The organism is Ruoffia tabacinasalis (genome assembly GCF_005864045.1).
Taxonomy (GTDB): domain Bacteria; phylum Bacillota; class Bacilli; order Lactobacillales; family Aerococcaceae; genus Ruoffia; species Ruoffia tabacinasalis.
In genome coordinates this window covers 20,036-40,182 of sequence record NZ_VBSP01000010.1, presented here as the reverse complement: position 1 = coordinate 40,182, position 20,147 = coordinate 20,036, and the positions used below count along the sequence as shown (strand labels likewise).

21 protein-coding genes are annotated in these 20,147 nt (G+C 39.1%); 6 read left to right on the top strand and 15 right to left on the bottom strand.

Annotation, left to right across the window (positions count from 1 at the left end; all coding sequences use genetic code 11):
- Window positions 1–52: 52 nt before the first annotated feature.
- Entirely contained in the window at window positions 53–1,282 is a 1,230-nt protein-coding gene (locus FEZ33_RS04390; RefSeq protein ID WP_171031280.1) for a hypothetical protein, read from the bottom strand.
- A 318-nt stretch (window positions 1,283–1,600) separates the two neighbouring features.
- Entirely contained in the window at window positions 1,601–2,383 is a 783-nt protein-coding gene (locus tag FEZ33_RS04385) for an IclR family transcriptional regulator (RefSeq protein ID WP_138404185.1), read from the bottom strand.
- A 220-nt stretch (window positions 2,384–2,603) separates the two neighbouring features.
- Here FEZ33_RS04385 and FEZ33_RS04380 point away from each other — a divergent pair, with 220 nt between their 5' ends.
- The gene (locus FEZ33_RS04380; protein WP_138404184.1) at window positions 2,604–3,044 is read left to right on the top strand and encodes a YtoQ family protein; all 441 of its coding nucleotides are present in this window, start codon (window positions 2,604–2,606) and stop codon (window positions 3,042–3,044) included.
- A 110-nt stretch (window positions 3,045–3,154) separates the two neighbouring features.
- Here the strand turns inward: FEZ33_RS04380 and FEZ33_RS04375 are convergent, their stop codons facing one another.
- A complete protein-coding gene (locus FEZ33_RS04375) occupies window positions 3,155–3,466 on the bottom strand; it encodes a YqfO family protein (protein ID WP_138404183.1) in 312 nt (103 codons plus the stop codon).
- A gap of 105 nt (window positions 3,467–3,571) precedes the next feature.
- Between FEZ33_RS04375 and FEZ33_RS04370 the strand changes: the two genes are divergently transcribed.
- On the top strand, window positions 3,572–4,315 hold the full coding sequence (locus FEZ33_RS04370; RefSeq protein WP_138404182.1) for a cyclase family protein: 744 nt from the start codon (window positions 3,572–3,574) through the stop codon (window positions 4,313–4,315).
- A gap of 26 nt (window positions 4,316–4,341) precedes the next feature.
- Here the strand turns inward: FEZ33_RS04370 and FEZ33_RS04365 are convergent, their stop codons facing one another.
- Entirely contained in the window at window positions 4,342–4,500 is a 159-nt protein-coding gene (locus FEZ33_RS04365) for a zinc-binding dehydrogenase (RefSeq protein ID WP_138404181.1), read from the bottom strand.
- Window positions 4,501–4,696: 196 nt separating this feature from the next.
- On the bottom strand, window positions 4,697–6,850 hold the full coding sequence (gene recQ / locus FEZ33_RS04360) for a DNA helicase RecQ (RefSeq protein ID WP_171031279.1): 2,154 nt from the start codon (window positions 6,848–6,850) through the stop codon (window positions 4,697–4,699).
- Window positions 6,851–7,454: 604 nt separating this feature from the next.
- Between recQ and FEZ33_RS04355 the strand changes: the two genes are divergently transcribed.
- Entirely contained in the window at window positions 7,455–8,105 is a 651-nt protein-coding gene (locus FEZ33_RS04355) for an SDR family oxidoreductase (RefSeq protein ID WP_138404180.1), read from the top strand.
- Window positions 8,106–8,593: 488 nt separating this feature from the next.
- Here FEZ33_RS04355 and FEZ33_RS04350 read toward each other — a convergent pair whose 3' ends face one another.
- The 5 genes from FEZ33_RS04350 to FEZ33_RS04330 all read right to left on the bottom strand — a co-directional run bounded on the left by FEZ33_RS04350 (window position 8,594) and on the right by FEZ33_RS04330 (window position 12,629).
- Complete coding sequence (locus FEZ33_RS04350) at window positions 8,594–9,466, bottom strand: DMT family transporter (protein WP_212746665.1); 873 nt, start codon at window positions 9,464–9,466, stop codon at window positions 8,594–8,596.
- 50 nt (window positions 9,467–9,516) lie between these two features.
- A complete protein-coding gene (locus tag FEZ33_RS04345; RefSeq protein WP_138404179.1) occupies window positions 9,517–10,449 on the bottom strand; it encodes a serine hydrolase in 933 nt (310 codons plus the stop codon).
- A 66-nt stretch (window positions 10,450–10,515) separates the two neighbouring features.
- Window positions 10,516–10,863 (bottom strand): zinc ribbon domain-containing protein YjdM, encoded by a 348-nt coding sequence (locus tag FEZ33_RS04340; RefSeq protein ID WP_138404178.1) that lies wholly within the window; start codon window positions 10,861–10,863, stop codon window positions 10,516–10,518.
- Between the two features lie 31 nt (window positions 10,864–10,894).
- Window positions 10,895–11,665, bottom strand: coding sequence for a M15 family metallopeptidase (locus FEZ33_RS04335; protein WP_138404177.1), 771 nt, complete (start codon window positions 11,663–11,665; stop codon window positions 10,895–10,897).
- A 136-nt stretch (window positions 11,666–11,801) separates the two neighbouring features.
- Complete coding sequence (locus FEZ33_RS04330) at window positions 11,802–12,629, bottom strand: exodeoxyribonuclease III (RefSeq protein WP_138404176.1); 828 nt, start codon at window positions 12,627–12,629, stop codon at window positions 11,802–11,804.
- A 177-nt stretch (window positions 12,630–12,806) separates the two neighbouring features.
- Here FEZ33_RS04330 and FEZ33_RS04320 point away from each other — a divergent pair, with 177 nt between their 5' ends.
- On the top strand, window positions 12,807–13,871 hold the full coding sequence (locus FEZ33_RS04320) for a hypothetical protein (protein WP_212746666.1): 1,065 nt from the start codon (window positions 12,807–12,809) through the stop codon (window positions 13,869–13,871).
- A gap of 24 nt (window positions 13,872–13,895) precedes the next feature.
- Window positions 13,896–14,594 (top strand): PspA/IM30 family protein, encoded by a 699-nt coding sequence (locus tag FEZ33_RS04315; RefSeq protein ID WP_138404174.1) that lies wholly within the window; start codon window positions 13,896–13,898, stop codon window positions 14,592–14,594.
- A gap of 64 nt (window positions 14,595–14,658) precedes the next feature.
- On the opposite strand, the gene FEZ33_RS04310 is transcribed toward FEZ33_RS04315, so the two are convergent.
- Together FEZ33_RS04310 and FEZ33_RS04305 are read right to left on the bottom strand one after the other, a co-directional pair.
- A complete protein-coding gene (locus FEZ33_RS04310) occupies window positions 14,659–14,943 on the bottom strand; it encodes a DUF1294 domain-containing protein (protein ID WP_171031278.1) in 285 nt (94 codons plus the stop codon).
- Window positions 14,944–14,984: 41 nt separating this feature from the next.
- Window positions 14,985–15,866: a macrolide 2'-phosphotransferase gene (locus tag FEZ33_RS04305; RefSeq protein ID WP_138404172.1), complete on the bottom strand. Its 882-nt coding sequence runs from the start codon at window positions 15,864–15,866 to the stop codon at window positions 14,985–14,987.
- A 133-nt stretch (window positions 15,867–15,999) separates the two neighbouring features.
- On the opposite strand from FEZ33_RS04305, the gene FEZ33_RS04300 reads away from it, so the two are divergent.
- Window positions 16,000–16,308, top strand: coding sequence for an MGMT family protein (locus FEZ33_RS04300; protein ID WP_138404171.1), 309 nt, complete (start codon window positions 16,000–16,002; stop codon window positions 16,306–16,308).
- A 696-nt stretch (window positions 16,309–17,004) separates the two neighbouring features.
- On the opposite strand, the gene FEZ33_RS04295 is transcribed toward FEZ33_RS04300, so the two are convergent.
- The 3 genes from FEZ33_RS04295 to FEZ33_RS04285 are packed head-to-tail and all read right to left on the bottom strand — an operon-like array spanning window position 17,005 to window position 20,105.
- Window positions 17,005–17,934, bottom strand: coding sequence for a dihydroorotate dehydrogenase (locus FEZ33_RS04295; RefSeq protein ID WP_138404170.1), 930 nt, complete (start codon window positions 17,932–17,934; stop codon window positions 17,005–17,007).
- A 12-nt stretch (window positions 17,935–17,946) separates the two neighbouring features.
- Window positions 17,947–19,212: a dihydroorotase gene (gene pyrC / locus FEZ33_RS04290; protein WP_138404169.1), complete on the bottom strand. Its 1,266-nt coding sequence runs from the start codon at window positions 19,210–19,212 to the stop codon at window positions 17,947–17,949.
- Window positions 19,209–20,105, bottom strand: a complete 897-nt coding sequence (locus FEZ33_RS04285) for an aspartate carbamoyltransferase catalytic subunit (RefSeq protein WP_138404168.1) — start codon at window positions 20,103–20,105, stop codon at window positions 19,209–19,211. Before FEZ33_RS04285 ends, pyrC begins: the two co-directional genes overlap by 4 nt.
- Window positions 20,106–20,147: the final 42 nt, after the last annotated feature.

The window sequence follows — 20,147 nt, the reverse complement described above, 5'->3', positions numbered from 1 at the left end:
CCGAGTCTAGAAGATAAAAAATGCGCTTAGAAATGGAGTACCCCTCACTTTTCTAAGTGCGTTTTTTTATTTTTGTAACCGGTTTAACCTCAACCAATGGTTCTTGAAATTGCGGATGGACTAACATTTTCGAAATGACATTCGAGCCGTATGTATGGAAAAGCTTATTAAAGTAGTCATAGTAAGTTCCTGGAGCTAAAATTCCTGTGACATTAATCAGATTAATTCCATTATTTCCAAGTAATTCATCTGCCAGCAACACGCAATTGGTTCCTAAAACAAAATAAGTTTTATAACGTCCGCGTTTAAATTTAAAGGCTTGCCCTTTCGTCGCTTCAAGTACTTTGCCGATATAACTTTTCTTTTGTTTTTCAGTCGTTGCCTTCCAAGGCGTCACATCTTTTAGAATATGCTCGAGCTCGTATTTTAACTCTTCTAACTCTTTATCTCTCAGTCCAATTCCAAAGCGAAACACACTCGTTCCTCTCGTTTTTAGAAAATCCAAGTAAGGTTTCTCATCCGCAACGACGAGAACGCCGTCCCCTATTGCCCCTGCAGCTATGTGAGCTTCAATATCATGATTTCCGTATGAGTACACTTTTCCTTTATAACTGACGTCCACGTGTCCTATCTTATCAAAGCCAGTCTTTCCAACATGAATTAAAATATGGACAATTGAATCTTCATCGTAATTTTTAGCTGGCAGATTATTAGAAAATCTTTCCGAAACCGTATCTTCATTACCTACCAACATTTCATTAAATTTAATCAACACATTATTCGGAATAATCGCATCAATAAAGACTGGTAAAGGTATCCGTATCCGATTTCTTAGTTTCCTGGCTTTTTCATTCCGTGTAATTAATTGCCTTCCGTCATTAACATAAGTAAAACCGATAAACACTAAGTAGACTCCAAGTCGAAATAATGTGTTCGTAATACGCTCCGAACCAAACATACTCGTGACGCCAAATAAAAAATGGATCAATGAAATAAATAATTGACTCTTTATATTTCTCACTTTATCTCGCGCTAATAAAATATAGGAAGTGAAACCAATAATACCGACCGCAAACTGATACAAACCAATAAAGAAGATTAGCCATCCGGTTGTAAATTCAACTCGATCAGCCAAAATTAAACCGAAGATTACATACAACAATGCCTTTCCTAATGCAATTAGCCTAGGTAGAATCTCATCTTCTCCTCGTTTGAGTACTAAGGTATAGAATAATTTCCAAAGACCTATGACAATTAAAATGAATTGAATAATTTCAGCCAATAGGAGCACAAATGAAGCTCTAAAAAATACAAGCGCAAGTCCAAAAATAACTAAAAAGCAGCCAAATAAAATCGAACTAATATTTTCTCTGCGACTCACCATATCTCATCCCCTATCACTTTTTATTTATTATATCTTAGCTATGTTAATATGAAAGTAACTTTATTTTTTAAATAAATTGCTCTTCAATAAACAGATTAGTCTGGATAATATTTTATAAAAAAAGAGTCGAGATTACCATTAATTTGCTTGTGCTTTCTATATGGGAAATTACAACACAAAAAAACTGTACATGTTCTGTACAGTTTCTATCTTTATTTAATCGGTGTAAGAGTCTAATTGGAACTCAATAATTGTTTTAGTCTTCATCACAGCTGCAATCATATCTTCCTTCAACTGATCAGTCAGACGATAATAAGGAATACTAATACTGAACGCATAATGATTGCGGTCAATCGGATTCACAATCGCTGCACCTACACAAAAGACATCTTCCTCTGATTCACGATCATCAATAGCATAGCCATTTTTTTCAGACTCTTCCACTTGCTCCATTAAATCAGCTGGATCAGTTAATGTATAAGGTGTTCGTGGCGTTAAGATAGCAGAATCAAAATATTGATTTTGAACTGTCTTATCGAATGTAGCCAAAGTCGCCTTCCCCATAGCTGAACAGTATAAAGGTTGTGTATTACCAATCCTTGAGAGCGTTTGGTGTTTGCTACTTGGATTCGTAATTTTATTAATATACAAGATTTGATTGTCTCGAAAAAGTCCTAAGTGAACCGTTTCGCCAAATTGCTCATATAAATGCTTTAAAGCTGGATGTGATTCTCTAACAATGTCAAAATGCATGAAGGCAGCATTCGCTAACTGAAGTAGCGTTGCTCCTAAAGCATAGCGTTTCGTTGTCTCGTCACGGCGCACATAACCAAGTAATATTAGTGTGTCTAATATTTTGGAAGTCGTTGATAACGTGATATCCGCATGCTTCGATATATCATTCATTGTTAAGGGTTCGCCTGATTGTGACAGTACCCCAAGTATTTGATCAGCTTTTATTAAAACAGTACCATATGGTTTTTTACCAACTTCGGACAACCTAATCCCTCTTTCTTATTTAGAAACTTAATATCTTTATCATATCAGTCCCAACCTTTTGTTGTCAATCATTTTTATGAAAATGATTGCTTTTTTCCTGTACTAAATCACTATTCCATAGCAAATGCAATCGTTCACTTATTTTAAACACTTAACTGAGTATATTATTAGTAACCCTCACTTTATTTCGATATGATAGAATTAAATGGAGGTTTTATATATGAAATTAACTGTTTATTTAGCGGGTCAAATTCATGATAATTGGCGCGAAGAATTAAAAGAGAAAGTTGCTGCAAATGGGTTAGATATCGACTTCGTGGCTCCACAAACAAACCACGATGCTTCAGATGCTATTGGTGAGAAAATTTTAGGTGAACAACCTAATAACTACTATCGTGACGATGCTGCTTCTGATATTAATAATTTCCGCACTCAAATATTGATGAATAAAGCGGATCTTGTTATTGCACTGTTCGGCGACCAATATCGTCAATGGAATACAGCAATGGACGCAACAACTGCCATCAACCACAACAAGCCACTGATTATCGTACGTCCAACTGAATTAATTCATGCTCTCAAAGAGTTATCAAATAAAGCGAATGTGACAGTCGAGACATTGGACCAAGCGGTGGAAGTATTAGATTACGTATTTAAATAATGAAATAAAAAAAGCTCAGCAATTTTGGAGATTGTTCCAAGTTGTTGAGCTTTTTCGTGTCCTAGTGATTTTTTCAGGGACAGGAAACGCGAATATATTCTTAATATCCTTTAAACCAACCCAATAAAGTTAACTACCGGCGTTTCATATGGATGTTTCTCAAAGATAATCGCCTCGGCAAGTTTTCTATCTGCTGCTTTTATTCTGAACTCAACTTTCAACTCATCCACTTCTTCAATCTCGCCAACCTCACCTATAAATGGATTCGCCCCATCTAGTGGTCTAAAGTGGCCTTTTACAGGCATGGTTGAATAACAATAATCGTAATTACCGGCTTTCAAAAGTTCTGCCTCATTCAAGGCAGCGATTAAATCATCAGTATTTTCTGCTGGTATAAATATTTCAACTTTTACATAGGACATATAAAGTCCCTCCCTTCTTAAAATTCTCTACAATAGTGGTTTGCGTTGCTTTTATCTTAGTTAATAACTAAAATTAGGTAAATAACATTTACAGGAGTGAAACAAATGCATGCATTATATCAATTACTACAAGATTTAAAAGGTTACAAATGGGTGAACCTAACTCATGAAGTGAATGATCAAATTCCAATTTATCATACATTTAATCCACTTCAAGAGAAACAAATTTCAAAAATGGAACAAGACCGCGTGCACTCACTTGAGTATACTATCGGTTCTTCTCATGGAACTCATATTGACGCGCCAAGTCATTTTGCTGAAGGAAAAAGAACACTACAAGACATCCCACAAAATGAACGTGTCTTACCTCTTTATGTCATTCATCTAGAAGACAAAGTTAAAGACGATCCAGGGTACGCAGTGACTGTCGAAGACATTAAAGACTTTGAAGAAACATACGGTCAAATTCCTGAAGGCAGCTTTGTAGCTTTCTCAAGTGGTTGGTATAAACGCTTTGATGACCCTGATGCTTTTGTCAATAAAGACAAAGAAGGTGTAGAGCATACACCTGGATGGTCAATTCCGGCTTTAGAATTCTTAAGTCGCACACGTAGAGTCACTGCCATCGGACATGAGACATTAAACACGGATAGTGGTGTCGACGCAGCTGAACAAGGCTTCTTAGATGCACAATACTATTGGTTGGCCGAAGATAAATACCAAGTAGAATTACTAGCTAATCTTGATCAAGTCCCTGCCGTCGGTAGCATTATCTTTGTTGCTGTTCCACATATTAAAGACTCACCTGGTTTCCCAGCTGAAGTTTTTGCGGTAATTCCGAATAATTAAAAAAGAGGCTTATGCCTCTTTTTTTGTTAATTCATTTTCACAACAATCTTTCCTAAGACTTGCCCGCCTTCTAAAGCTTTCAAGTCATCATTGACTTCCTCAAATGGTATCACACGATCAATAACTGGTTGAATTTTTCGGTTCCAAAGTTTAGATAATATTGGCCCTTGTGTGAGCACCCGCACCGATAACTTGGACTGACTTTCCTGGTTCGACGTGCTTCAACAAATGAGTATTTTGATATGCAACAACGCCGGCACTTGGTAAGCCATCTCACAATAATATGATTCAACGTTTTAATAGTATTCATGTTTCAATACGACCTACAGACTCTTTGTATCTATAAAAATTAACGACTGATCCTTAGATGCATGCTTTTTATTAAATATTATTTACTAAATAATCAATCAGGACGTATTTTATATCATCATAACTAATCTTTTCAGGCAAAGCTTCTTTAATCGCTTTCAGTGAGTCGGTCCCAACTTTTCGAATCGCTTGCTTGATTTGGTTCTTAATATATGATGACACATCCGCGTCAAACACTTCTAAATCCCCTTGCTCCGCAGCTTGTGTCAGATGCGACAAGATAGTGGCTTCAGTCATATTACGTTCAATCGCAATCTCCAATGGCGTCAGGCCACGTTCTGCATACTGAGCACTAATATAATAACTTGATTGTCCACCACTACTTTGTAGATCAACACTTTCACGGTGTGGTTCGGCTTCGACTGTCGTATTCGGATTCGAAGAAGAATATTCTTGAATCGCAGGTAAGAAATAGCCCGCATACTTCTCTGCTTTAACCGATCCAACCCCTTCAACATCAAGGAATTCTTCATAAGTATTCGGCATACGACTCGCCATATCTTCCAAGGATTTATTAGAGAAGATAATATAAGCCGGCATCCCCTCTTCTTTGGCCAATTGTGCCCGAACTTGACGTAATTGTTCATACAGATCCGGGTTAACATTTTTAGATACTGTTCGTCTGCGGCTCGTTGAAGCTTTCAAGTATTTACGTTCTTTAATCGTTAAAGACGTTTGACCCATCAAAAGCATCTTAGACGCTTCAGTCGCATATAAACCGCGATGTTCCGTTACGCTGATATATTGATACGCCAATAAGGCTGAGATGATATCGCGAATTTGTTGAACGGAATAAGTCTTCATAATGCCGTAAGTCGATAGCTCGTCAAAGCGATTATCTAAGACTCGTTGATTCTGACTTCCACGCAGAACATCAATAATCATCGTCATCCCAAATTGGTGCTTCATTCGAAGCATACACGATAAGATCATCTGAGCTTCTTTTGTCACATCGATTTGACGCATTTCACCCATACAGTTTGAACAATTTCCACACGGTTCATTAGGGAATTCGCCAAAATATCTTAAGATAAAATTCCGTAAGCAACCCGTGAAACTTGCGTATTTTATCATCATTTCTAATCGGCGGTGAGCTAATTCATCATTACTTTGCGCAATTAAGAACTTATTGGTCATAATATCTTGTGAGTGATATAAAAGAATCGCTTCCGCATCTAATGAGTCTCGTCCCGCACGACCTGCTTCTTGATAATAACTTTCTAAATCTTTCGGCAAGTTAAAATGAATCACTTTCCGAACGTCCGTCTTATCAATTCCCATTCCAAAAGCATTTGTAGCAACAATAATATTACACTCATCATTAATAAACTCAGACTGAGATTGTTGTCTTTGGTCGTGTTCCATCCCCGCGTGATATTTATTCACGGCATAGCCTTCTTGCTTTAATTCTATATGCAACTTGTCGACTTGTTTACGCGTGCTGGCATAAATAATAATCGCCTCGTCGTGATTAATTAAACTATGCAAAGTCGCTAAGCGATTATTAGGTTCGACGACTGAAAATTTAATATTTGGTCGGTCAAAGGAATTAATGAAGACGCCTGGATCTTCTAATTCTAATTGAGCCACAATATCGTCTTGAACACGTTTCGTTGCTGTTGCGGTGAAGGCTGCCATCTTCGGTCTTTGAGGCAATTGGTTAATAAATTGTGTAATGTTTCGGTAGCTTGGTCTGAAATCAAAGCCCCATTGAGACACACAGTGCGCCTCATCCACAGCCAATAGTGAGATATTTTGTTTGCTTAAGAATTCCTGAAAACTCGGATTCTCTAACCGTTCAGGTGCCACATATAACATCTTCAATGTTCTTTGGCGCAGTTGTTGTATTATATCTTGGAACTCTTCACTACTGATAGTCGAGTTCAAATAAGCTGCTTGTACTCCTAGTTGTGTCAACGTATCCACTTGATCTTTCATCAAGGAAATCAATGGTGATATTACTACGGTTAAGCCAGGCAACATTAAAGCCGGGAGCTGGTAACAAACTGACTTACCTCCCCCGGTTGGCAGAATCCCTAATGTGTCTTGTCCAGATAATATTGTGTTTATTATTTCTTTTTGCCCAGGGCGAAAGGAAGAATACCCAAAATGCTCCTGTAATGATGCTTCTAACTGCACAAAATACGCCCTTTCTTCTAAAATCATTTTTTATCCTTAAATAGTTTAACATACAACTGAATTATTTAGAACATGAGGTGATTCATCGATATTTTCGTTCCAGTGGAAATTCATTGTAGCCATGGGAACGTCTGTAGCTTTTTGTATAAACACTATCGTATTTATACAAATGAGCTTCCGACTCGCCTACTTATTGCTTCTGTAGCTCACTAACGTTCGCACAGAATCTAATGCGGTAGATCGTCCTTTTGCATGGCACATGAATTTCCTCTGTCACTTCAATATCAATTCATATATAGCTTTAGCTTAATGTTAAAATAATATAATTTAGTTAGCTGATGAAAGAGAGAATGATGAGGTACCGTAGTATTAGGACGACTGTGCGCACATGAAGCCATAGGAGCGGTAGCGACGTATGGATTCAGTAGCAGAGCGAGACGGAAGCTTAATCACAAGGCTTTAGCCGAAGTGATTAGCTGAAGGCGTTCCACTACGGTCACCGAATCATTCTCTCTGCAATCAGCTCAAACCAACTCCCCCTCACAATCCAATTCTTTGTAAACAAAAAGCGTTGTTGTTAAGATTAGGTAGAAGATACATTAGGTTAAAAGCTTTTGAAAGGAGTTTTTTAATGAAAGTATTAGTAGTAGGAGCAAATGGTAAAGTCGCTAGACATTTTGCTGAAATAGTTAAAGACCATGAAAACATTCAAGAAACAGCCATGATACGTAAGGCTGAACAAGAAAGTTTCTTTGAAGAACGAGGCATTGAAACAGTGTTACTCGACTTAGCTAAGAACTCAATCGACGAATTAGCCGAAGCCGCTAAAGGCATGGACGCAGTAATATTCAGTGCAGGTGCTGGAGGAAAAGGCTTAGACAAGACAGTGAAAATCGACTTAGACGGCGCAATCAAAGTAATGACAGCTGCCGAACAAGCTGGTGTTAAACGCTTCGTAATGGTCAGCACATTCCGTACTGGACGCGAAGAAATGGAAAAAGAAAATTCCCTGCAAGTATACACCATCACTAAGAACTATGCAGATGAATGGTTGAAAAACCGTACAGAATTAGACTGGACTATCGTTCACCCAGGTATTCTTGTAGACGAAAGCGGTACTGGAAACATTAAAGTAGGAACAGACTTTGAAATCAATGAGATTCCACGTGAAGATGTTGCTCGCACACTAGTTGCCGTATTAGAAAACGACAACACAATTAAGAAAGAATTTGAAGTGTTAGCTGGCGACAAAGCCGTGAATGACGCTGTTAAATCACTATAATATATAACGAATAATAACTGAGTCAGATCACATTATAAAGTGACTGACTCGGTTATTTTTATGGATTTATTCATTATCTTCATCATTATGTATTAGTGTACCCGCTGCATTTGTAAACTCTAAAATTCTTTATATATTGTGTTTCCCATGTATCATTTAATTGCCAACTTAAATAATACTAGTTTTTATTGTAAGAATAGTCAGTAGTTGAAACTGGTGAATCGAGTGATATTTTGACTTTGCGGGGCGTCGTGAGCCAGCTCGATGAACCGAAAATGAGGATACGGGGCGTCGTGAGTCGGCACGACGTACCGCAAATGAAAATACGGGGCGTCGTGAGTCGGCACGATGAACCGCAAACGAAAATACGGGGTGTCGTGAGTCAACACGATGAACCGCAAACGAAAATACAGAGTGTCGTGCCAATTCACGACGCACCTTAAGCATCAAAAAAACACTATCCATTCAAGAATAGTGTTAACCATCTTCTATAATACGACTTCAGACCGCTTTCTATAATTAAACACTTCATTCATGACCGCCGAGCCTAGAATAAACAGCGTCCCAACAATTTGTATCGTGCTTAAAGGTTGGTGTAGCAATACTGCCGATAGGATAATAGCTGTAACTGGATCAATGTAGCTCAAGAGTGAGGACGTCTGAGCTGGTAATTTATTCAAAGCTTCAAAGAAGAGTTGGTAAACCCAGCCTGTGTGAATAACTCCGACAATCAGTAATAGGCCAAGCACTGAAGGTGTAAAGCTCAACCTACTTAAATCCTCGGTCAGGAACACATATGGAACCATCACCACTGCTGAAACTAACAATTGGAAGAAGGTCAGTTCTAAACCTGGTAAGCCTTTAGTCTTTTTATTTAAAATCATAATCCACGCATACAGAACTGCTGCACCGATTCCATATCCGACGCCGATTAAGTTAACTTGCACCCCACCAAACACACCTGAAATCAAGACCGCTCCGAACAAGGCAGCAACTGTGCTCATGAGATTATAAATCGTCATTTTTTCATTTAAAACGAAAGGTGCTAGCAATACCACAAAGGCTGGTGCCATATAATAGCACAAAGTTGCAACGGCCACACTTGTATATTGATACGCTTCAAATAGGAAAATCCAATTAAAACCAATCGCGGTTCCAGAAAGAATTAAGTATTTCGCATTTTTCTTAACGACAGCCCAATCGATGTTAGTTTGCTTAAAAATCATGACACCGAGGAGGAAAAGCGTTCCAATAACAGCTCTAAACATCGCAATCACAGCAGATGGCAGCGGAATAAAATGAACAAAAATCCCGATTGACCCTACGATTAACATTGCGACAATTAATTTAACTTTATCCAAAACACAATCCCCCTCAGCTTTAAAAGTTTTAATAGTATTCTAACATAATTCTAATCTGTTTGGGTGTTTTGTTGTTGGAATTTGCCCCATTCATTCATTCTAAGGTTCATCGTCGCTAGAAATTCATCTACATTTCCTTGGCCATTCGTTAAGACAACTAAAGCATAGACCGGTTCGCCGTCCTCCATATAAATACCAGAGTCGTGAAGAGACCCGCCGATACTACCGTATTTTGTGAACATACCTTCTTGGACGTATTTTTTAAAATATTCTGCCTCGGTGTTCCCGCTAAGTGACGTTAAAATATAACTGTATTTATCTTCAGTGGCGACGGGAAGTAAAATATTCAAAATCATCTGGGCGTCAGCCATATTATTCGTTGTATACTCAGCTTGATCAAACGACAGTCCGCTTAAATTTAAAAGTGACTCTTGCACATTTCCATAAATTTGCTGGTAATAAGAGAAAAGCATATTAAAAGCGGTGTTATCTGACAGAGCTAATGAATTGTAAAACAACTCATATAAAGGATAAGACGCCTTTTTCTCACCATTCGTCACTGGACCGGCACCCTCCTCGAACAAAGCGTCACTATAAGGTAACTCTGTCTCAAAAGACATCACACCATCGGCAATTAAATCAGCGTAAAGTCTAGCGACACCTACTTTCGTCACACTTCCAACAAGCATTGGTGACCGCTCATTATAGAAAAAATCCGTATCAGTCTGGTAATTATAATACGCAACTGAAACGGCCTCTGGATTCAAACCGAATTCTTGGATTGTTGCAGTCAATAATTCTTCTATAGAGGTGAATTGACTATAGTCTTTTGATAATTCTTCTGTCACAGACTCCTCTGTCTCACTCTCAACAGACTCACTTTGAGTCGTCTTTTCTTCTTCCATAACTGGCACAGATTCTTCAGATGTGCTACACGCCGCCAATAAAAACACGGAAACGAATAATAATATTTTCTTTAACAACTTGCTCACCTCATTATTTTTTGTTAAATAAATATCCCACTTTAAACAGTGAGGTAAAGCTTAACTTTATGCTTTTTTAACGAATTCAGACTTTAACTTCATCGCTCCGAAACCGTCGATCTTACAATCAATGTCATGTCCATCGGCTGGATCAATAATTAACTTAATATTTTTTACTTTCGTTCCTTGCTTAATCGCTGATTTGAAGCCTTTTACTTTCAAATCTTTGACAACGATAACTGTGTCACCGTCCGCAAGCTCATTCCCATTCGAATCTGTAATTGTTTCGCTAGCCTCGATGTCTGCTTGTTCACTTGCAGTCCATTCGTAAGCACATTCCGGACAGACGAATAATGCACCATCTTCATACGTGTATTCCGACTGACATTGTGGGCAATTAGGTACGTTTTCCATTCTGCACCTCCTTATTTTTTATTGAAAATAATCATTCCTCAGCTGTATCTCTTAAATTGATTAAAGCTAAGTACTCTTCAAGAGTCAAACCATGTTCATACATAAATGTCGCGTGGTCTTTTCCTACATATCGAATATGCCAAGGTTCGTATTCGTAACCAGTGATATGTGTTTTGCCTTCTAAGTAGCGTAAGATAAACCCATAATCATGACCGTTCTCAGCTAACCAAATCGCAGAACCGTATTGGCCGTAAGCTTGGTGTAAATCACGTCCGTATTCTTGCCAATCCGTTCCAAGTAAATCAAAAGCCAATCCAGTCGAATGTTCAGTCGCATCTGCTGGGGCAACAAACATGTCCGTCATATAAAAGGCATCCGCATCACTATAACCATCCGCAATATACATATTATAACGACTATCAAAGTTCATCGCTTGATAGGCAATTGTCCGGTGAGCAGAGACAGTTTCAAAGTAGTATCCAGCTTGTTCTGCTGCAGTAATTAAAGCATTAAACTCTTCGAAAATATTCGCATTGTAGGCGTGCCCCGTCCCTGTCCAAGCAAATTCCATGTCTAAATCTGCTTCCAAACGGTTTTCTCGGTTGATCAGCATGAGTGCTGGATCGTCTAAAGACGCATCCTCTGGCAAGGCTTCAACTAATTCTTCTACTGTTAAATCAGATTTAAATGGTTCAATGAGTTCGGTATCAATCAACTCAATCGCTCCAATGGTTTTAACGGGTAAAGTTAACCAGACAACCATTGTCATTAAAAAATATCGCCATTTTGTTTTAAATTTCATTAATTTAAGCTCCTTAATTAAGATTACTCATCTATTATCTCAAATTTTCTCATTAAGACAACCTTTTTTCAATAGGCTTTTAAAATAAAACACACCAGCCAATATAAAACAAACTGATGTGTCATTATAATACATTTTAAATATCAATTTCCAACAAGGTTGGCGTGTGGTCTTGACGAGTTCCTGAATCAATCATTTCAGATTTTTGAACTTTATCCGCAATTCGGTTACTTACTAACCAGTAGTCAATTCTCCACCCTGAGTTGTTGATTTTACTAGTCTTCGCGCGTTGATTCCACCATGAATAAACGCCTTCCACATCTCCGTGAATATAACGGAATGTATCTGTAAAACCGCGAGCTAATAGATTTGTGAACCCTTCACGCTCTTCGTCCGTAAAGCCAGCTGATCGACGGTTACTCTTAGGATTCTTCAAGTCAATTTCTTTGTGAGCGACGTTATAGTCACCTGTTGCTATGACAGGTTTCTCTTTATCAAGGCTCGCTAAGTAATCCGCATACTTAATATCCCATTGTTGACGCTCTTCTAAACGAACTAAGCCCGAACCAGCATTCGGTGTATAAACTTGTGTAATAAAGAAATCATCAAATTCAAGTGTAATAATACGCCCCTCCGCATCCATGGTACTTGGTGCACCAATTTCTGGATATGTAACATTAGGTGAAAGGTAGTTTTTGAATAAGAACATTGTCCCTGCATAACTTTTACGGGCCGGTTCTTTTGAACTATTCCAAGCGATGGTGTAATCTGGCACGTCTTCTTGCAAGATTTCTAAATGCTTTTTAGTTGGCCCTTTACTTGATAATTTAGTTTCTTGAATCGCTATTACATCTGGATCTTCATCTTTAATTGTCTTTAGTACAGCTCTTGATAATTCTGCTCTCGCTGAGTCACTTGTTAAAGCTGCGTTAAGTGAATCGATATTCCATGAAATTAATTTCACTGTCATTCTCCTCGTATACTTTATTTATTCTTATTCATTTTATATTTAACTGATTGGATGGTCAAACATTGTGACAATTTCTTTGTAAAAGGAGTTCAAAATTGATTGATGATAGCGCTTTATGATATATTTAAATCAAGACAACGATGATGGAAATAATGGAAGAGAGGGATGTCTATGGCAAGAGGAGGAGGCCGCGGAGGTGGCGGCGGTGGTCGCAGCGGTGGCTTTGGTGGGTCTCGTGGTGGCGGTGGTCGCAGTAGTTCTGGTGGACGCGGTGGCGGATCATTCGGTGGTAGTCGTGGCGGAGGCTCTTGGGGTGGTGGCGGTTCTTGGGGCGGCGGAGGTTACAATTCTCGTCCAGTCATTCGAACCGGACCAATCTTTAACTCATGGGGTTCTCGTCGCAGAAGAAGCTCCTTTGGTGGAGGACCTTATAGAGGCGGAGGTGGCGGTGGCTGTTCAAGCACACTCATCTCAATAGTTATTATTGGTGTAATCATCATGTTCATATTACCAATGATATTTGGTGGTATGGGTGGGAGTTCGAATAATAATTCATCCAGCTCTGAAACTTCTGTAACGCGCTCAACCGTTGAACGTGAGCCACTACCAGCAGGTTCAGTCAATGAAACGGATTATTACACCGATGACGCTAACTGGGTTGAAAACCAAACTGTTATGAATGATGGATTACGTCATTTCTATGAAAAAACAGGTGTGCAACCTCACGTCTATATTACAACTGAAATTAATGGTTCAAACAATGCATCAATGTCGGAAGTAGAGGAATATGCCAATAAACTTTACGATGAATTATTCACCGATGAAGCTCACTTATTGTTAATGTTTTATGAAGGAACACCAAGTAATTACACAACCTATTATGTTACGGGTTCCCAAGCTGACCAAGTGATTGATAGAGAAGCAGCAGACATATTATTAGATTACATTGATCGATATTACTATGACATGAATCTCAACACTTCTGAGTTCTTTAGTAAATCATTCCGAGATGCAGCTGATCGAATTATGGACGTAACAACCTCACCTTGGATACCTGTACTACTAGTAATAGGTGGCGTGATTCTCGTTGGAATCCTATTCTTATGGTGGCGTAAACGTAAGCAACAAGAAGCGATTGAAGCCAAACGTACCGAAGATATGTTGAGTAAACCGATTGACACTTTCGGAAAAAGTTCTGAAGCAGACGATTTAGCAAAAAAATACGAAGACAAATAATATATAATTTGGAGGAATTACATTATGGCTATACTAAATAGATTTAAAGACATTATCAGTGCAAATATCAACTCAATTATTGACCGCATGGAAGATCCTGAGAAAATGATCGACCAATACTTACGTGATATGTTAGAAGACTTAGCTGAAGTAAAAGAAAGTACCGCAAGTGTGATGGCTGAAGAAACTCGCAGCAAACGTAAAGTCGATGAGAACGAAGCAGAAGTGAAGAAATTCGAAGAATTAGCTAAGAAAGCTTTAGAAGCTAACAACGAAGCTGACGCACGTATCTTCTTAACTAAAAAACAAGAAGTTGAAAATATCGGTGCCGGTTACGCAACAGCTTACGCTGCAGCTCATGAAAATGCCGTTAAAATGCGTCAAATGCATGACAAGCTTGCTAAAGATATCGACACATTAAAACAACGTCGTGCGATGATTAAAGGTAAAATGTCAGTGGCAAATACTCAAAAAACAATTAATGACGCAACTGGTAACATCACTCAATCTGAGAATGCAATTGGAAACTTCGAAAGAATGGAAGATAAAGCAAACCGTATGCTAGACGAAGCAAATGCTATGTCAGAATTAAATACGGAACCGATTGACGAAGCCAAAGCTTTAGAAGAAAAATACGCTTCAAATACTTCCGCTGCTGTTGAAGATGAATTATCTCGCCTTAAACAACAAATGGGTCTAGATTCAACAGATACAGAATCTTAATAATAAATATAAACGCCTTTCTTTCAGTGCTTGTAACTGAAAGAAAGGCGTTTTTTGTACATACTTATATAGACTGTAGTACTTCCGAAACGAGCCAAGCCCACACTCCTACAGTGAACACTGCAGTAATTGGAATCCAAAATTGAAACTTACGATGCTTCGTCTTATGTCTAAAGAAACGCATGCCTAAGAAAGCACCTAGACCTCCAAACAGAAAACTCGCTTGTAGTAATTTTCTTTCTGAAATTCGGTATTGCCCAGTTCGTGAATATTGTTTATCACGGTAGTAAAGATGACACGTGTACACATTCATTAAACCAATAAATAAGATGACGATCATCTCTATCATTCTAATATACTCTTGCATTTATTCACTCTTTCTATTGTAACTTAGCCTTGACTCAACATATCTTGAGCTGCTTTATTATAATCTTCACTTCCAGAAGTTTCCGCAAACTCCGCAATCGTAATGGCTTGCGTCGACAAAAGCTCAATAATATGTTCTTTCATCTTTGGCCAAGTATATCCGCCCGCTGCCTTATATTCCTGAATTAAATTTTCCAATTCAGCTTCACCAAACAATAAATAATGTGCTGTAAAATCATTGGATATATCCGTATGCTTCGCTTCGGTCCAATCGATAATTCCTATGACGTTTGAATTTGAATCAATTAGAATATGGCCAGGATATAAATCGCCGTGAATAAAGCCCGTCTCTTTTGGCCACAAGTCGTCTTGACTTAACCAAGCTTCCCACCGATTCAATAGTGATTCGTGAACCACGTAGTTTTCTTTGACCCGATTTATCCTCTCGCGCATCAGCTCCTGTAACTGATCTTTTGAGTCTACTCGCAAGCCCGCTTCTACCACTTTTTCTTTGGAAATGCTGTGAATTTCTACCATTACTTTAGCTAGACTCTTTGTAAATTCAGCTGGTACTTGATTCACATCAAAAACCCAACTTGTCTCTTGAGTTACCGAATCAGTCGTGACAGCCGGCTGCCCTTCCAGTGACTTATAGGCAATTAATTCTTCAGTAAAAACCTCCCAATTTGGGACTTGGATCGACTTTGTATTTTCATTGACGAGTTCTAATATTTTCTTTTCGGCTTGCGCTTTTAGAAAAACGTCCCTTCGTCTTGGCACGCGTAATATCCACTCTTGCCCATTGATATCTTCTGCGATCACAACTTTAAAATCTAAGCCAATATTTACGTCTTGTAAGGTTTCCTCTTTTAATTGGATGCCATTTTTCTTAGCTAATTCAATCATGTCATCACCCTTTCGTTGGCCCTCTATAATAACTGCTTCAAATCTTGTCCTCTAATTATAACTTAGTCAGTAGCGAATACCAAATGCCCTCTATGGTATATTATATATAAAATGTAAGATCGTAGGGCTTTTCATGGTCGCAAAATTATCAGAAGACTTAATCTATGAAATACTTTCCGTCGTTGACGAGATTCCTAAAGGAAAAGTCGCTTCGTACGGACAAATTGCTAAACTCATTGACCGCCCAAAAAACGCTCGCCTCGTCGGAAAAGTACTCAGCCAGGCTAGTTACTACGTCGCTTACCCTTGCCATCGTGTGGTGAATCATGCGGGGAGACTCGCCCCAACTTTCCCTAACCAAAAGGACTTGTTACTTGATGAAGGCGTTGAATTTAAAAAACCAACACATGTGGACATGAAAAATTTCCAGTGGGATATGTGATTTCGCCTTAACTTTAGACAAACGGCGATTCCATTTGGCTTGAGTTTGCGCAACTAAAGACAAACGGCGATTTCATTTAGCTTGAGTTTGGGCAACTAAAGACAAACGGCGATGTCATTTGTCCTGAGTTCAATCAACTAAGGACGAACCGCAGTTCCATTTGTCCTGAGTTCAATCAACTAAAGACAAACGGCGATGTCATTTGGCTTGAGTTTGGGCAACTAAAGACAAACGGTGGTTTCATTTGGCTTGAGTTTGGGCAACTAAGGACGAACCGCAGTTCCATTTGTCCTGAGTTCGGACAACTAAGGACAAACGGCGGTTTCATTTGGCTTGAGTTCGACCAACTAAAGACGAACCGCAGTTCCATTTGTCCTGAGTTCGACCAACTAAGGACGAACCGCAGTTCCATTTGTCCTGAGTTCGGACAACTAAGGACAAACGGCAGTTTCATTCGGCTTGAGTTCGTTCAACTAAGGACGAACCGCAGTTCCATTTGTCCTGAGTTCGATCAACTAAAGACAAACGGTGGTTTCATTTGGCTTGAGTTTGGGCAACTAAAGACAAACGGCGATTCCATTTGGCTTGAGTTCGGGCAACTAAAGACAAACGGCGTTGTCATTTGGCTTGAGTTTGGGCAACTAAAGACAAACGGCGATGTCATTTTGCTTGAATTCACTCAAATGTTTATTTTTTCTATTTATTAGAAGCGCGGTTACTTTTAACTTGATCAATAAGAGCTTGAATTGACTCAATCCCCAATTCATCCATTCTTGCTGGTAAGTCATGAATAATTTCTGGACAAACCATCGGATTATTGTAGTTCTCTGTTCCTATTTGAACGGCTGTGGCACCCGCCATATACATTTCTAACACGTCATCAACCGTCTTGATGCCGCCAATACCAATAATCGGTATAGTCACGGCATTCGCAACTTGATAGACCATTCTTAGGGCAACGTGTTTGAGTGCGATACCTGATAACCCCCCTGTGATCCCACCTAAGATAGGCTGGCCAGTCGTTAAGTCAAAGGCCATACTTGTTATCGTATTAATCATTGAGATGGCGTCGGCTCCCGCTGCCTCTACCGCTTGGGCAATTTCTACAATATCTGTTACGTTGGGCGTTAGCTTCACATAGATAGGTAGACTGGTCACAGCTTTACAAGCTTTAGTTAAGCGAGCGGCCACTTCTGGATTCGTACCAAAAGCTACACCACCTTCTTTAACATTCGGGCAGGAGATATTTAATTCAATTGCTTTGACATTGGGTGCTGTAGAAATCTGACGGCACATTTCGATGTAATCTTCTTCGGTAGACCCTGCGACACTCGCAATGATTGGTACATCAAAGCCTTCAAGGTAAGGCAATTTCTCAGATAGAACGGCTTCTACGCCTGGATTCTTTAATCCTACGGAATTCAATACATCTCTTTCTCTATGCACATATTGTGGTGCAGGATTACCCACACGTTCTTCAAGCGTTGTACTTTTAGTAATTAAGGCACCTAATAAACCTAGGTCATAGTGTTTTGCGTAACTTTCACCGAAACCAAAGCAACCTGAAGCTGGCATAATAGGGTTCTTCAATTCAATACCTGGAAGATTTACTTTTAGTCTGTTCATTATATTCTCTCCTTAAATTTCAAGTGCGTTATACACTATCTCACCATCAACTAGAGTTAAAGCACACATACCTTTGACTTTATAGCCATTAAAAGGCGTATTAGCAGCTTTAGATAAATAATCATCCGAGTTAATTACATACTCTTTTTCTAAATCAAAAACAGCAATATCTGCAACACCACCCGCTTTCAATTCACCCATAGGTAAGTTAAAGAGTCGGGCTGGCAGGTGACTCATGCGATCAATTAGAAATTCTAAAGTCATCAAATTCTTTTCAACAAAGTGAGTATACATTAAAGCAAAGGACGTCTCGATACCCACTATTCCAAATGGAGCATCAATAAATCCACCAGACTTTTCTTCCATAGTATGGGGCGCATGGTCAGTCGCAATAAAGTCGATCGTTCCATCAGCTAGTCCTTCAATTAGTGCGCGTTGATCTTCTTTGCCACGTAATGGTGGATTCATCTTGAAGATAGCATCATCACTTGGTATATCCATCTCATTAAGAATTAGATGATGTGGTGTCACCTCTGCAGTAACATTTACTCCTTGTCGCTTACCTTCTCGAATGGCATCGACGGATTCTTTCGAAGAGACGTGACAAACATGATAATGGACGCCAGTTTCTTTAGCGATGAGAATGTCACGAGCAATCTGGCTGCTTTCAACAATCCCCATAATCCCTGGCAAACCCAATTCTTTATTGCGAATACCATTATGCATGACCCCTCCGTAAAGTAGACTCTCGTCTTCAGTGTGGGCGACGATGGGTTTATCAAGACTCGCAGCTAACTTCATCGCTTCATACATAATCCCAGCTGTTTGAACGCCCACGCCATCATTAGTGAATGCGAAGGAATCCATGGCTACCATATCAACTAATTTATCTGTTCGTAATTCTTCAGTAATCGGCGCATATTGAAAAGTCTTAACAACTGAATCACGCTCGATAATATCTTGAATAGCCTGGAACTTCTCAGGTGTATCTGGAACAGGATTGGTGTTAGGCATCGCGCAAACTGTTGTAACACCGCCACGAGCTGAGGCTTTGGATCCACTTAAGATAGTCTCTTTATCAGTGAAGCCAGGTTCTCTAAAGTGAACGTGAATATCAACTAAACCATGTGTGATGAGTTTTCCTTTTAAATCGATCACTCGCTCACCATCTAAGTCATGCCCTAATTCAACAATCACTCCATCTTCAATCGCGATATCAATGGACTCTAATTCATTATCTTTTACCACTCTTTGACCATTCTTTAATATTAGTTTCATTCTACTCTCCCTTTTAAGACCCACTCTAGAATTGCCATACGTGCATAGACCCCGTTGGACATTTGAGTAACAATTCGACTTTGTGCACATTCCACTAATTCATCCGCCAACTCAACATCACGGTTCACTGGTGCTGGATGCATAATAATGGCTGTATCCTTCATTGTTCGGTGACGTTGACGAGTTAATCCATACATCGCATGATAGTCTTCTTTTACGTAATGCATATCCTCTGATCCATGGCGCTCCAATTGAACACGAAGCATCATCACCACATCTGCCTCCGCTACTGCTTCATCCACTGTTTTAAACGCTCCGTACTGCTCAAAGCTTATGTCAAAGTAATCATTCGGCCCAGCAAAGATAACGTCAGCCCCTAACTGATTAAGCAATGTCATATTACTCATGGCAACGCGTGAATGAACTATATCTCCAATTATCGCAACTTTTAACCCTTTAAAATCACCAAACTCTTCATAAATAGTCATAATATCTAATAAAGATTGCGACGGATGCTGTCCGTTACCACTACCCGCATTAATAATTTGAATCTTTAAGTTCATAAGTTGGTCCATATAATTTCGATCTGGGTGGCGAATGACAGCTACATCTACCCCTATCGCTTGCATAGTTAGAACAGAATCATATAAACTCTCACCTTTATTGACTGACGAACTTCCGACATCAAAATTAATTTGATGCATGCCTAACTTATGCTCAGCCACCTCAAAACTATGCTTAGTCCGGGTACTATTCTCAAAAAACATATTCACCACTGTTGCATCACTCTGATAAGTTCTACGACCTTCCTTAAAGTCGATAGCAGTCTTCAATAAATTCAGTAACCCTTCATTATCAAATTGCTCTACAGATAAAAAATTTCTCACAATCATCTTCCTCCTAACAAAAAAGCGCCTTTAATCTTCGAGACTAAA